This is a genomic window from Marinobacter antarcticus, assembly GCF_900142385.1.
Classification (GTDB): domain Bacteria; phylum Pseudomonadota; class Gammaproteobacteria; order Pseudomonadales; family Oleiphilaceae; genus Marinobacter; species Marinobacter antarcticus.
The window spans coordinates 2,311,833-2,325,587 of the sequence record NZ_FRAQ01000001.1 but is presented as its reverse complement, the minus strand read 5'-3'; the positions used below and the strand labels follow the sequence as shown (position 1 = coordinate 2,325,587).

The 13,755-nt window shown below is 55.7% G+C and carries 12 protein-coding genes; 1 reads left to right on the top strand and 11 read right to left on the bottom strand.

The features are described from left to right. Positions 1-3 precede the first annotated feature (3 nt). Positions 4-1,422, bottom strand: a complete 1,419-nt coding sequence (gene leuC / locus BUA49_RS10845) for a 3-isopropylmalate dehydratase large subunit (RefSeq protein WP_072797285.1) — start codon at positions 1,420-1,422, stop codon at positions 4-6. A gap of 154 nt (positions 1,423-1,576) precedes the next feature. Here leuC and BUA49_RS10840 point away from each other — a divergent pair, with 154 nt between their 5' ends. Continuing rightward, the gene (locus tag BUA49_RS10840) at positions 1,577-2,497 is read left to right on the top strand and encodes a LysR family transcriptional regulator (protein WP_072797283.1); all 921 of its coding nucleotides are present in this window, start codon (positions 1,577-1,579) and stop codon (positions 2,495-2,497) included. Here the strand turns inward: BUA49_RS10840 and BUA49_RS10835 are convergent. The 10 genes from BUA49_RS10835 to BUA49_RS10790 form a co-directional block, all read right to left on the bottom strand. Next, complete coding sequence (locus BUA49_RS10835) at positions 2,452-3,615, bottom strand: MFS transporter (RefSeq protein ID WP_072797281.1); 1,164 nt, start codon at positions 3,613-3,615, stop codon at positions 2,452-2,454. The two genes, BUA49_RS10840 and BUA49_RS10835, sit on opposite strands and share 46 nt — an antisense overlap. 175 nt (positions 3,616-3,790) lie before the next feature. Then, the gene (gene aroC, locus BUA49_RS10830) at positions 3,791-4,885 is read right to left on the bottom strand and encodes a chorismate synthase (RefSeq protein WP_072797279.1); all 1,095 of its coding nucleotides are present in this window, start codon (positions 4,883-4,885) and stop codon (positions 3,791-3,793) included. Positions 4,886-4,922: 37 nt separating this feature from the next. Continuing rightward, positions 4,923-5,825, bottom strand: coding sequence for a 50S ribosomal protein L3 N(5)-glutamine methyltransferase (gene prmB / locus BUA49_RS10825; protein WP_072797277.1), 903 nt, complete (start codon positions 5,823-5,825; stop codon positions 4,923-4,925). A gap of 95 nt (positions 5,826-5,920) precedes the next feature. Next, a complete protein-coding gene (locus tag BUA49_RS10820) occupies positions 5,921-7,069 on the bottom strand; it encodes a patatin-like phospholipase family protein (RefSeq protein WP_072797275.1) in 1,149 nt (382 codons plus the stop codon). A gap of 4 nt (positions 7,070-7,073) precedes the next feature. Next, entirely contained in the window at positions 7,074-7,976 is a 903-nt protein-coding gene (locus tag BUA49_RS10815) for a DUF4892 domain-containing protein (RefSeq protein ID WP_323807513.1), read from the bottom strand. Positions 7,977-7,980: 4 nt separating this feature from the next. Continuing rightward, positions 7,981-8,895 (bottom strand): alpha/beta fold hydrolase, encoded by a 915-nt coding sequence (locus BUA49_RS10810; protein WP_072797274.1) that lies wholly within the window; start codon positions 8,893-8,895, stop codon positions 7,981-7,983. Positions 8,896-8,909: 14 nt separating this feature from the next. After that, positions 8,910-9,260 carry a PilZ domain-containing protein gene (locus tag BUA49_RS10805; RefSeq protein ID WP_072797272.1) on the bottom strand — a complete coding sequence of 117 codons (351 nt, stop codon included), beginning with the start codon at positions 9,258-9,260 and terminating at the stop codon, positions 8,910-8,912. A 103-nt stretch (positions 9,261-9,363) separates the two neighbouring features. Further along, a complete protein-coding gene (holB, locus tag BUA49_RS10800; RefSeq protein WP_072797270.1) occupies positions 9,364-10,395 on the bottom strand; it encodes a DNA polymerase III subunit delta' in 1,032 nt (343 codons plus the stop codon). Continuing rightward, positions 10,388-12,490: a transglutaminase family protein gene (locus BUA49_RS10795; protein WP_072797268.1), complete on the bottom strand. Its 2,103-nt coding sequence runs from the start codon at positions 12,488-12,490 to the stop codon at positions 10,388-10,390. The genes holB and BUA49_RS10795 overlap by 8 nt, the downstream gene beginning before the upstream one ends. After that, entirely contained in the window at positions 12,487-13,524 is a 1,038-nt protein-coding gene (locus tag BUA49_RS10790) for a DUF58 domain-containing protein (RefSeq protein WP_072797266.1), read from the bottom strand. Before BUA49_RS10790 ends, BUA49_RS10795 begins: the two co-directional genes overlap by 4 nt. Positions 13,525-13,755: the final 231 nt, after the last annotated feature.

Below are 13,755 nucleotides of genomic sequence, written 5' to 3'. Positions count from 1 at the left end.
GGCTCAGTTCAGCAGTTCGCGAACATCAACGAAATGCCCGGCTATAGCAGCGGCGGCCGCCATGGCGGGACTCACCAGATGGGTGCGCCCTCCAAAACCCTGCCGCCCCTCAAAGTTACGGTTAGACGTAGACGCACAGTGTTCGCCCTTCCCGAGTTTGTCCGCATTCATGGCAAGGCACATGGAGCACCCCGGGTCACGCCATTCCAGGCCTGCTTCGATGAAGATCCGGTCCAGACCTTCCGCTTCCGCCTGTGCTTTTACCAGCCCGGAACCTGGCACAACCATTGCCTGCTTGAGGCTGCCAGCAACCTTGCGCCCCTTGACCACAAGGGCAGCTTCCCGCAGGTCCTCAATACGGCCATTAGTGCAGGAACCGATAAACACTCTGTCGAGTTTGATGTCAGTGATCGCCTGATTTGGCTGCAACCCCATGTACTTCAGAGCCCGTTCAACGCCTTCGCGCTTGATCGGATCTTCCTCGTTCGCAGGATCCGGTATGTTGCCGGTAATGTCCGCAACCATCTCCGGGGACGTGCCCCAACTTACCTGCGGCAATATGTCTGCGCCGTCCAGCTCAACCACCTTGTCAAACACCGCATCCAGATCGCTGTGCAGCGTGCGCCAGTGTTTTACGGCGACATCCCAAGTTTCACCTTTAGGGGAGAAAGGCCGGTCTTTTACATAATCGATGGTGGTGCCGTCAACGGCAACCATACCAACCCGGGCACCCGCTTCGATGGCCATATTACAAATGGTCATCCGTCCTTCCATGCTCAGGTTCTGAATAGCCTGACCACCAAATTCAATCGCGTGGCCTGTACCGCCGGCGGTACCGATTTTACGAATGACCGCCAGCACAACGTCCTTACCGGTCACACCTTTGCCAAGCTCGCCGTTTACTTTGACCAGCATGTTCTTCATTTTCTGCTGCACCAGACACTGAGTGGCCAGCACATGCTCAACTTCCGAGGTGCCAATGCCGTGGGCAAGACACCCGAACGCACCATGGGTAGTCGTGTGGGAATCGCCGCAAACAATGGTCATGCCCGGCAGCGTTGCGCCCTGCTCAGGCCCGATGACATGCACAATACCCTGACGCAGATCCTTGATCTTGAACTCAAGAATGCCGAACTCATCACAGTTCCTGTCGAGCGCTTCCACCTGGATACGGGAAACCGGATCAACAATACCGTCAATGCCTTTTGCGCGATCAGTCGTCGGAACGTTATGGTCCGGCGTGGCCAGATTGGCGTCGATGCGCCAAGGCTTGCGCTTTGCAAGACGCAGTCCCTCAAAAGCCTGGGGAGACGTCACTTCGTGCAGCAAATGACGATCAATATAAATCAGCGCGGAACCGTCGTCCCGCTGCTTGACCAGATGATCATCCCACAACTTTTCGTATAAGGTTTTACCCGCCATGATTCTCTCTCACTTTCTGGAGGTGCAGTTTTAATTCTCTGAACCTATCATACCGCCCGCTAATGAATAACCGCAATTCATGTTTATCATTCATCGCATTCCATATGGTTATGGGATAGTATTTTCCTGCCGGAGCTAATCAGGAAGACAGATCTTGGACTCGAACGCGCTTAAAGCTTTTCTTACCATCATTGACCAAGGTTCCTTTTCGGAGGCGGCAGAGCAGCTGCACCTGACCCAACCGGCCATCAGCAAACGGCTTGCCGCACTGGAAAATCAACTCGGTACAACACTGATTGACCGCAGCCACCGGCAAATACGCGTGACCGACTCAGGCGCCAGATTACTGCCCTACGCCCGCAAAATACTCGATGAAATCCACAACGCACGCATTGCGCTTTCGCCGGATTCCGGTTTGATAGAAGGCGAGTTGCAGATTATTGCCAGCCACCACATAGGGCTTCACCACCTGCCCAACTGGCTGCGCCGATTCAAACGGGAATTCCCGAAGGTGGTCATCAACCTGCAGCTCATGGAATCGGACGCCGCCTACGAGCAGATGCGCAAACGCAACGCTGAACTCGCCTTTGTTACACTGAGCGACAGCATGGCACCCAGCTTCGACGTGTTTGCCCATTGGCCAGACCCCATGGCGTTCGTAGCGGGTGCGGATCACCCTCTGGCCCGCCTGGCAAAACCCAAACTTGCGGATCTGGCGAAACACCCTGCCTTGCTGCCTGACACCTCAACCTCGACCTACCGCATGGTAAGCCGCCTGTTCCTGGAGGAGAATCTGCCTCTGCACCCGCAAATGCCGACCAACTACCTGGAAACCCTCAAAATGATGACCAGCGTTGGCCTCGGCTGGAGCGTACTTCCGCTGCGGATGGTGGATGGAAGCCTGAAAGTACTCGACGGTGTATTGGCGAAGGCAACAGAAGCCGGACATCCGGTTACGCGGGTGCTGGGCGCGATAGGACTGACTGGCCGACAACCCGGAAACGCCGCCAAAGCGCTCTTGTCCATTGTTCAGGAGGAAGAAAGAGGCTCAGCGCTGGGGCCTGGCGGCGCCTGAAGCCAGCGAGCGGTAATCAACATAGCGATCGCCATGGCAACCGCACCGCCCCAGAATGCCGCAGACGTGCTGAACCCATCCACCAGAAAGCCCGACAGCCAGGCCCCCAGCGCACCACCTGCTCCGAACGTCAGCCCGCTGTACAAAGCCTGCCCCTGCCCATGATGGTGCCGACCAAAGAAGCCCTGAACATACTGAACCGAAACCGCATGAAGCGCGCCGTAAGAAGCTGCGTGCAACAACTGAGCAAACAGCAAAACCGGCAAAACATCCGTTAACTCCGCAATCAGTATCCACCGGATCATCGTTAACGCCAGAGCACCCATCACGATATGTCGCACGGTGAAATAACGGGTTAACCGATGCATCACCAGAAACAGCCCGATCTCGGAAACCACCCCGAGCGACCAAAGCAGACCGATCGCAAGATTGCCGTAACCGTGCTGCTCCAGATGAATACTGAAAAACGTGTAATAAGCGCCGTGTGAAACCTGCAATAGAAAATTCATCAGAAAGAACGCAACGACAGCAGGATGCGTCACAATCGCCCGCAAACTACCTTTTGGCGCAGGCGGCTTTCGCTCACCTTGCTCTGCCGGCAAAAGAAAAGCCGACGCCGCAACCCCCAAAAAAACAGGCAAAAGCAGCCAAGGCAACCACTCAATCGATATCCATTCCAGGAGCAGGCCAACCCCGGCCACAGCGCCAATAAACCCGACCGATCCCCAAAGCCGCACCTTGCCATACTTATCCCGTTGCTCCCCAAGTGAACGCAGGGTAATCACCTCATACAGCGGAAGAATCGCGTTCCAGAAAAACGTAAACGCCAGCATTACCAGCAGCAGCCCATAAAACCCGGGCTCAAGAAACACCCCGGCAAAAAGTAGCGACCCGGTTACCGCTCCAAAGCGAACAAGCCGAACCCTCTGGCCGGTTTTATCCCCCAGATGCCCCCACAGGCTTGGCGCGACAATTTTTGTAAGCTGAATGGACGCCATCAGAGTGGCGATTTGCAGATACGAAAACCCTTGCCCCTGAAGGTACAGAGACCAATAGGGCAAAAGCCCGCCCAGAAGGGCGAAAAACCAGAAGTAGAGGTTTGAAAGGCGCCAATAGATCTCGGTATCTCCCAGAAAATATTGGTAAAACGCGGAAGTATGGTGATTCAGTCAGGTGAGGCTATTCAAAAATCTGGAGCGCCAAGGACGGCGCGACGAAGCCCTACAAGGATGTATTCACGGGCGTTTTTTGAATAGCCTCACCTGACTGGATCGCTCCACCGGACTGTTTGGCTTAGAGCTGACCAATAACAGGCGTAGAAACAGTAACATCCCCATTCTGACCACGATGGCGTAAATAATGATCCATCAACACAATCGCCATCATCGCCTCAGCAATCGGCGTCGCCCGGATACCCACACAAGGATCGTGCCGCCCCGTGGTAATAACCTCAACGGGATTACCATTCACATCAATACTACGACCCGGCAAACGCAAACTCGACGTCGGCTTCAACGCAATACTGGCAAGAATCGGCTGCCCAGAAGAAATACCCCCAAGCACACCACCCGCGTGATTCGACAAAAATCCTTCCGGAGTCATCTCATCCCTGTGCTTAGTGCCCTTTTGGGCAACGCACCCAAAGCCCGCACCAATCTCCACACCCTTCACCGCATTGATACTCATCAACGCATGGGCCAAATCCGCATCCAGCCGGTCAAAAACTGGCTCACCCAACCCCGGAGGCACGCCCTCAGCTACCACATTAATGCGCGCACCAATAGAATCCCCTTCCTTACGAAGGGCATCCATGTAGGCCTCCATCTCCGGAACCTTATCGGCATCCGGACAGAAAAACGGATTCTGATGCACCTGTTCCCAGTCCAGCTTCTCTGCACGAATAGGCCCAAGCTCAGACAGATACCCACGAATACGGATACCCAGGCGCTGCTCCAGAAACTTTCGGGCCACGGCACCGGCTGCTACCCGCATGGCCGTCTCACGTGCCGAGGAGCGACCACCACCGCGATAATCGCGCACGCCATACTTATGCATGTAAGTGTAATCGGCGTGGGCCGGGCGGAACTGCTCCGAAATCTTCGAATAGTCCTTGGAGCGCTGGTCTGTGTTTTCAATGATCAGGCCGATCGGCGTACCAGTGGTTTTGCCTTCAAACACACCGGACAGGATACGCACCTCATCCGCTTCACGACGCTGGGTCGTGTGACGCGACGTACCCGGCTTGCGGCGATCCAGATCAGCCTGCATATCCGCTTCCGAAAGCTCAAGGCCCGGCGGGCACCCGTCAATAATGCAGCCTAACGCAGCGCCATGGCTTTCACCAAAGGTGGTGACAGTAAACAGTTTTCCGAAGGAATTTCCTGACATAATTCAATATCTTGTTAGGGTATTTTAAGAAATTGGTTTAATGCTTGCTTTGCCACTGGCGTAGATCCTGCTCAGTGATAGCGAAAACGCCATCGCCGCCGTTACTGAATTCCAGCCAGGTAAAAGGAAGATCCGGATAAGCCTCATCCAGAGCCATCCAGCTGTTCCCCACCTCGACCACCAGCAAACCGCCCGGCGTAAGATGCTCTGCGGCACCGGCAATAATCCTGTGCGCAATATCCAGCCCGTCATTACCTGCGGCGAGGCCCAGCACAGGTTCATGGTGGAATTCCTGTGGCATAGCCGTCAGATCTTCCGCATCAACATAAGGCGGATTACTGACAATGATATCGTACTGCCCGCGGATGTTCGCGAACACATCCGATTGCACCGTGCGCACCCGGTCCCGGAGTTCGTGAAACTCTATGTTTGATTCGGCAACCGCCAGCGCCTCTGGTGAAATGTCGGAGAGATCCACACTGGCATCCTCAAACACCGAGGCCGCGCCTATACCAATACAGCCGCTCCCTGTGCAAAGATCAAGAATCCGCTCAACCGGTTTATCCCCCAGCCAGGGCTGGAACCCGTTTTCAATCAGCTCACCGATGGGCGAACGCGGCACCAGCACACGCTCATCTACATGGAACGGCATACCCATAAACCAGGCTTCACCCAGAAGATAAGCGATAGGAACACGCTCATCGATACGGCGCCGAATGCGCTCAAGAATAAGCTGACGTTCTTCACGGGTTAGGCGCGCATCCAGAAACAGGGTATTGTTTTCCAGTGGAAGGTGCAGGCTACGCATGACCAGATGAACCGCCTCATCCCATACGTTATCCGTGCCATGGCCAAAGAAAACCCTGGAGGCAGCGAACTGCGAAGAGGCATAGCGAAGGTAGTCGCGAACGGTATGAAGATCTTCAATCAGGCTGGTCACAAACGCTGTTTCCTGTAGATGCGGATTCAGCGCGGGATTATACGCTGTTTCATGGCTTTACTGCAGCCACGTGATTGCTCTGCGACTGCACTGGCTCAGATCGCCAGCGGCCCCGAGCTACTCCGGCTTTCCTCGAAGCGATCCAGAGCTGCGGCCATGCGTTCACGCCCAAGCTGAATCAGCTCGGGTGCCTTGTGGTAGTCGTAACTCCGAGAGGCGTTCTTGGGGATATTAACCAGCAGATCCGGCGGATAACCGGCAATCTTGTACTGAACCAGAGCACTTTGCATGGTTTCGATGGTGAGGTTCATTACATCGAATTTACCGATACCCAGTTTATCCCAATTGATGGTTTCGTGATCTTCCTGATACTTTTTTTCGCTTTGTTTAGAACGCTCTTTTTTCTGCATTTCTTTCGAAATTCTGTCTTCCGGGCTGACACCCGAATCCGGCTTTCCGACTCCCAGAGATTTCAGTGCATCCCAGTCAAACCACCGGGACGCTTTGTCGCGGAATGTATCCATCCACTCGTCCGCATCACCGCTGTCGATTCCATCCTGGTTACGGTTAAACGCTGCATCCGATACTCTCTGGCGCCGGTCATCCTCACCGCTGAGGTTCACTGCGACGACGAGATCCGCATGGGCCGAAATGGTCGGAATGATAGGCAACGGATTCAGCAAGGCACCATCGACCAGAACCCGGCCATCAAGAACCAGAGGGGTTACGACACTGGGAATAGCAACGGATGCGCGAATCGCCCTGTCCAGCGGACCTTCCTGAAACCAGATTTCCTTATGAGCCAGCAAATCCGTGGCTACGGCAGTATAGTGCAACGGCAGATTCTCGATACGGATATCACCCAGCATCTCCCGTACCACAGAGAAAATCTTCTCGCCCCGGATTGCTCCCACGGAGTTGAAGGTCAGATCCAGCAGTTTGAGCACGTCAAACTGGCCAAGCCCGGTTACCCAGTCCTTGTAATCCTGCATTTTACCAGCGGCATACATACCCCCCACAAGCGCACCCATAGAGCAGCCAGAAATGGCAATAATGTTATAGCCGCGCTCGGCAAGGATCTCGATGGCACCGATATGCGCATAACCACGGGCGCCTCCACTACCCAGGGTAAGGGCAACCGTTTGACGCTTGCGCTTGCGGCCCTGACCTTCGGAACCGGCGCTAGCCTCTGTGGCTGAGATACCGGAGTTTTCCAGCACCTTGGACACATTATTTTCCGACACGTAATTACCTCGTTATAACCATCACTTCAACCCGGTCGCCCTGTCTCCCCGGATCAGTCACAACCACCGAAGGCCCAACGATCAGCAGTTCCTGCTGTTGTCTGGAAACACCGGTTTTGACCAGTACCTCGGAAAGCGACTCGGCAGCCTTGCGGGCACGACCCATTGCATCACTGAACGACTCATCAGCAGCAAGTACCGAGTAACCCACAAGAACCACCTTGGCACCCTCGGCCCGGGCAAGATCATTAACCTTCCGGCGATCTGTCGCCTGCCAGTCAAACCGATATGTGACTCCGCCTTTCCAGGGCACAACCACTGGCCCGAAAACCCTGTTGTTCACCGTACCAAGGCCGGGGATAGATCCGCCCGCAGCAACCTGCAAGTGCTCGACCCACACATACTCTCTCAGGTTGCCCCGGGTTACGGTATACACAGACGTGAGCCAACGGCTGCCATCGTCTGCTACCTGGCCTGCCACCAGATAATCCTGAGTGGCATCCCGGCCGTACAGAACCGCCTGATTGAATATCTGGTTTGCCCAGACGTTGCTGCGACCGCAGCGAATGCCCGAGCATTCAAACAAAATTCTCGCACCACGATCCCGCAGCAAACCAAGATAGTGCTCCCGGGCATCCCGGCGGTTCGAGTCACGGGAGATCTGATACAGTCGCCCTTCTCCGGTAACCCGCAGCCGGGCCATGGAATCTGAGCGAATCTCGTTGTTGACCTCGCGCACTGCGCTGAAAAGCACCAGGTGCCCGGAAGATTCAATCGGAACTGTTTCTTCCAGCACCGACTGGGCAAATGCTTCCGGAACTGTTTCCGGCACCGCCGCACTGGCGATGCCGGAACTCATGGATAGCATCGCAATAAAAAGCAAATGGAACACGACAATCTTTGGCAAGGTATCACTCATTCTCAAGAAAGTTTTTGACAGCATCGGCGACCGGGCGGGTGTCCCCGTCCAGGTGACAATGATGTCCACCAGGAACATCCACTGTTTGCAGATATGACATCGCATCTGCACGGTTATCCATTCCTTTTCGGTTGGCCAGCAATCCTTCTTTAGCACGTACGAACAAAGTCGGAGCCTGGATGGCCTTCAGCGAAGCAATAACCTGCTCCTCCGTCATCATCAACGCCGTGGGATGCCGTAAACGCGGGTCTGTACGCCAGCCATAGCCATCGCCCTCGGGTTTCAGGTTGCGCGGGATCAATGTCAGTGCCGCTTCGTGGCTGAGCGGGCTGAGCCCGCCTTCGCGCACTTTTGCTGCAGTGACCACATCCGGGTAAACGGCCGGTTTACCGGAACCTGCAATTCGCTTTTTAATGGACTTGCGAAGTTGCGGAACGGTTTCGCTAACGGAACGGCTAAGTGCACCCAGGCTGTCGATCATCACCAGCCTTCGCACCCTCTCGGGAAAGGCTGCAGCGTAGAGTGCCCCGACAATGCCGCCCAGTGAATGACCGACAATATCCACCTTCCCGTCGCGGAAGTGTTCCTCGATCAGTTCGGCGATGTCAGCCACGTAATCCATCAGCAAATAGCCCTGCCCCTGAGGCCGGTGTCCGGAATGACCGTGGCCGGCCATATCCACCGCGTGCAAAGACGACAATTTCGCCAGTTCCGGCGCTATTCTGGTGAACGTCAGACTATTGTCCAGCCAGCCGTGTAGCATAATAATTGGCGGGTTAGATGCTCGTGATATGCGCTCAGCAGGCCAACTCAGACCTGCCAGAGTAATGTGTTGCAGCGGCCATTCCGACTCGTGCAAACCGGTCTCGTTTTCGCGAACGTCTGGCGATAGTGCAACGTCATTCATCTCTGAATCGCACCTCACATCGTATGCGTCGGGCGATCAGAGCTCAGAGAACCGGCGAGATAAGCTTCAATCTTGGTTCTGGCGCTTGCATCATCACCGTTGAATTGCACACCTATGCCTGCAGCACGGTTGCCCTGGGCACCCTTGGGCGTGATCCAGATAACCTTGCCTGCAACGGGTATCTTCTCCGGCTCATCCATGAGGTTCAGTAGCAGAAAAACCTCATCGCCGAGCCGGTACTGCTTCTGCGTGGGTATGAACAGACCACCCTCGCGGATGTACGGCATATAAGCGGCGTATAAAACCGCTTTGTCTTTAATCGTCAGGGTAAGAATGCCGCTGCGCGCACCAAATCCGGGCCCCATATCTGACACCTTTTAAATTGAATGTTTTACCGTTAAACAGAACGTGCAGGAAAAAATCCCTGATAATTCGAAATCATAGCAGTTGTTCTACGCAAAAGCGCAATCAGGATGCGCGACGCTTCGTAGGCATCAGGTCGCGCCACGCTATCAGCAACCGGCTGGCTTCCAGTTCCGGGTTGACGTTGTAAACGCCGGCAGCCCGAGCTTCCCGAACCATGCTCAGCAGTTCATGAGCGCGCCAGGCCGGGTTAATACCGGCGAGAAACCCGAGCATTTCTTCTGCCTCATGATCGTTTGCTTTACCCCCGGCACCCAGCCGGGCGAGATCGACCGCCCACCCTTCAAACAGCCAGAGCATATCTTCCAACCCCAGCGCTTTAAAGGCCTTGGCTGCTTCAGATACCGCAACCTGGCCTTTCATGAATTGGCGAAACTTCTCGAACGCCTCGTCCCGTAACGCCGGGAATTCACCTGTGGCGTACTCAAGCGCCAGACGAGGCGCATTGCCCGCCAGCATCAGAGACTTTGCCATCAGTTCGGCAGAGGGCTGCTTCCCACTCTCAAGTTCCGCTACCTTGCCGGCCAGCCATTGACCGGCCTGATCCGTAGAAGGTACCGGTATCGTCAACACCTGGCACCGTGATCGAATGGTCGGTAACACGGGCCGGCCACTTTCCTGCAGCAGAAGAAGCACAAAATCCGATACTGGTTCTTCAAGGGTTTTCAGCAAGGCGTTGGCCGAGTTGATGTTGAGCTGGTCGGCCCGATCGATAATGGCAACCTTGCGGGCTGCTACCTGAGGCGACGAGACCGCAAAGGTCGAAAGCGACCTTATCTGATCGATCTTTATCATCCGGGACTTTTCAGGCGAATACACCCGTACATCCGGATGACTCGAAGCGGCAAGCAACTGGCACTGGCGACACTGCCCACAAGCAACTGGTTCAGTGGTGTTCTCGTTCCCGGGACTGGCGCATAACAGAAGACCTACAACCGCATCTGCCCACGTCCTCTTGCCAACCCCGCACTCCCCGGTAAGCAACAACGCGTGAGGGAGACGGCCCTCAGCAAAGCGCTTCTGGACGACCTGCCAGGCATTTTGAAGCCAGGGCATTTCAAGGGCAATATCAGTCACTGTAATTTCCTGTTTGAGGCTTGGGACGGAACATTCCGGGCCGTTTTTTACCGGTTCTGCGAAGCAGTCGCGTCATGGTAGCCAGTAACCGGCGTAAACGCTTCAGATCGCTGGCGTCATCCCGGGCGGATTGAGGCCTATAGTAATGGCTGTTAACCATCCGGGCAAAAAGCCTGGCAGAATCGGCCACAACCGGCTCCGCAGCGGCCAGACGTGAAGCCAGTGCTGCGGGCGTTTCGCCGTTTCTGACCGGCACCCCTGCCCGCCCGCACAACTGGTGCCAGGCACCCAGCACGCGCCGGTAGCCATCCCGTCGCCCGCCCCGGCGCATCTGCAGCGCCGATATCAGGCCTGCAATCAGAAGGCCCGCGCCTACGATACCGGCGGTAAGGTACCCCAGCTCTCGCATGCCGAACCCGCCGGGCAAGCGGGACATGAGATCCAGCTGGCTTTGGCCCTGATAACCAACCACCCAGCGCTGCCATTGATAATTAACCCGATCAAGCTGCAGGCTTGCCCACTGGATAATGGCAACATCCCCGTATCGCTGGGCAGACGTCCAGTTATTTTCCAGGAATGAGCCTTCATCGGCCACCGCGTCCCGTAAACCCGACTCAATCCGGTCGGGGGCAATAGCAGCTGTGGGATCAATTCGAACCCAGCCCCGCCCTTCAACCCAGGCTTCTACCCAAGCATGGGCATCGTACTGACGTACTATAAGGTACTCGTCGCCCGCCCCGCTTTCGCCGCCCTGGTAGCCAACCACAACCCGTGCGGGAATGCCCGCAGAGCGCAGCACAAAAGTAGTTGCACCGGCATAGTGAGCGCAGAACCCACGTTTCTCATCGAAAAGCAGGCTGTCGATGCCGTCGTCCGGCATTTTTGGCGGGCGCAGGGTGTAATAGTAGGGTTGTTCCCGGAAACGGCTCAGCAGCGTACGGATCACGCCAATGTCATTGGCTGACCGTTTCAGCTCATCAGCCAGGGCGCGCGCTCGGGGGTTTCCCGTTGCCGGAAGCTGAAGGTAACGGCGGGATTCCACCGGATCCAGGGTTCCCGTTGGCGTTTCCGCCGTGGTTTCACGCGCCAGCCTGTAACGAACCGGGCTATCTGCCGGTCGACGGAAGCGGAACAGATCATCTGGTTCCTTTATCACATTATCGGAAACAGCCACTGAGCCTTCAAGAGCAAAGGCCCAGCGCTGATCCGTCGGTTCCATCAATACATCGTATTCCAGGGGTTTCAGTTCACCCACGCCACCATCCACGTTAACCCGTCCGAGCGCTCGATAGGGCTCGTACCCACTCTGATGCCAGGTTCCATCGTCGAGAGTGTCCAGAATCAGGCCACGCCAGTATCTGTCCCGATATTCAGGCATGGCAGCGCCGAAGGTGACCCGAAAGGCTCGCTCGCTGCTTTGCGCCAGGCTGGATATATCCCCGGGCCGCATAGTGTCACTGATCCCGGTCCGCGCCTGGCCAGAGACCAAAGGCACGCTCCACAAAGGGGTCATGCGCGGGAAAAATACGAACAGCAGCACAACCACCGGCAGCACTTTCAGCAGCATGATACCCAGCCTGCGCCAGCCCGCCTTCATTCCCCCGGGAAGCTCGGGTGCGTTAAGCACCTGAAGCCCGATCAGCAACAAGGCAATCGAACCTATATTGATCAGCGCCCAGTGAATCTCCTGATGAAACAGAAAGTTCACCGTGGCCAGATACACCAGTATATAAAACAGCACATAAAAGTCGCGGGCAGTGCGGGTTTCAAGCCACTTCAGGCCAACCGCCAGCACAAAAAACGAGGCAGCCGTATCGACGGTAAAATTTCCCTGCACGCGAACCAGATAGACCGCAACCAATACCAGCATGATACCCGTGCGCAGCCAGCGACCCGGTAATCGGACACGACCCTGCTGAGCAAGCCAGCGCCAGCCTGCCAAAGCGACACAGACAAGGATCAACCATACCGGCAGACGACCAAGCTGGGGCGTCAGGAGCAGCGCAAAACTCAGGATAAGCCAGAGTAACGCCCGGGACGGCAGGCTCTCACTTTGTTTTTCAGACTCATCTTTTGCGCGAACCCAAAAGCTCATGGCTTGGCTCCCGGCGTTGCGTTTGTGGGCTTGCCTGGATCCATGTAACTGCGTGTTCCGTGGGGCTCGGCCAACGCATCCCGTGGTTTCTTCTCACCCCAGATCGCCAGAGCCCTATGGCAACGAGTGGTATGGGCGGGGCCACTATCTGGCTCTATTACCTGGCCGGGCAGATTCAGGCCAAACCTGGCGCCACTCTTGCTCCGCTCAAGAACAAGCCATGAAAGGTAGCTGAGTCGCAACTCATGGTCAGTCCCGGGAAAAGCGTTGAAATCCAGCCATTGAGGGCTTCCTTTATCGGCCTCCCAGTCCGCCACCACCATCTGGCCACTACGGACAAAACGCTTCCACATCACGCGCTGGCTCATATCACCCTCACGCCAGGGCCTGAGTTCAGCATGATCATTGCCTTCCGGAGAGCGAGAACTGGCCGTTTGATCGCCATCTTCTACCGCGCTGCTCACCTCGGGGGCCGCGATTGGTCGGGGGAAAACCACCGCAGCAGAAACTGGCCTCATCCACGACCAGGCTTTCAGCAAGCCGAAGGGAAAGCGGGTTTCAATCCTTATTTGATCCGGTCGCAGATAGCCCCGGTATGCGGAAGGTACTGGCAAAGCTATATCTACCGATTGGCCAGACGGCACATGGCCCACGCGCACTGATACATCGTCGCTGGAGAGCGTAAGCGCAATGGCATCATCTTTACCGGCCGCAGCCCGCAACCGGAAGAGGATTTCATCGCCGGCAAACCCTTCACCCGCCTGCACGAGCGTCAATTCAAGACCGGCAAGATTGCGGTGGGTCTGATGCATCGCCCCCACAAACACAGCTCCCAGCAGAAACGTCACCAGATAAATAAGGCTGTTCTGATAGTTAATGCCGGTAATCAGCATTATCAGCAACAGCATACCGAACACTACGCCAGCAGCCGTTGGCAAAATGAAAAGGTTTCTCTGGGTAAGTAACTGGACATCTGAGCGCGGAATTCGACGGTTTATCCAACGCTGCCAGCGGCTACGGATTATTCTGTTCATTGTGCCCCTGAGGCCGGTATATTTATTAAAAGTTCAACGCATAAAAAGTTCACGGCTATCTTAACCGTCTTCGCTTTGGTTTTTATAACAGTACGGCAAATCAAGGATTCTGATCACAAACTGACGCCTCTTCGCTTGAAATGCTGTCGGACAACCCGAATACTGACAAACAGAAGCGTACTGACTGCTGTAACCTCAGAAACGCCTGGTACCTGAGTTTATCGCAGCAGG

Excerpts from the sequence above, each read along its gene's own strand:
- leuC (WP_072797285.1), bottom strand. The coding sequence starts at position 1,422 with ATGGCGGGTAAAACCTTATACGAAAAGTTGTGGGATGATCATCTGGTC.
- aroC (WP_072797279.1), bottom strand. The coding sequence starts at position 4,885 with ATGTCAGGAAATTCCTTCGGAAAACTGTTTACTGTCACCACCTTTGGT.
- BUA49_RS10810 (WP_072797274.1), bottom strand. The coding sequence starts at position 8,895 with ATGAATGACGTTGCACTATCGCCAGACGTTCGCGAAAACGAGACCGGT.
- BUA49_RS10805 (WP_072797272.1), bottom strand. The coding sequence starts at position 9,260 with ATGGGGCCCGGATTTGGTGCGCGCAGCGGCATTCTTACCCTGACGATT.
- BUA49_RS10795 (WP_072797268.1), bottom strand. The coding sequence starts at position 12,490 with ATGAGCTTTTGGGTTCGCGCAAAAGATGAGTCTGAAAAACAAAGTGAG.
- BUA49_RS10790 (WP_072797266.1), bottom strand. The coding sequence starts at position 13,524 with ATGAACAGAATAATCCGTAGCCGCTGGCAGCGTTGGATAAACCGTCGA.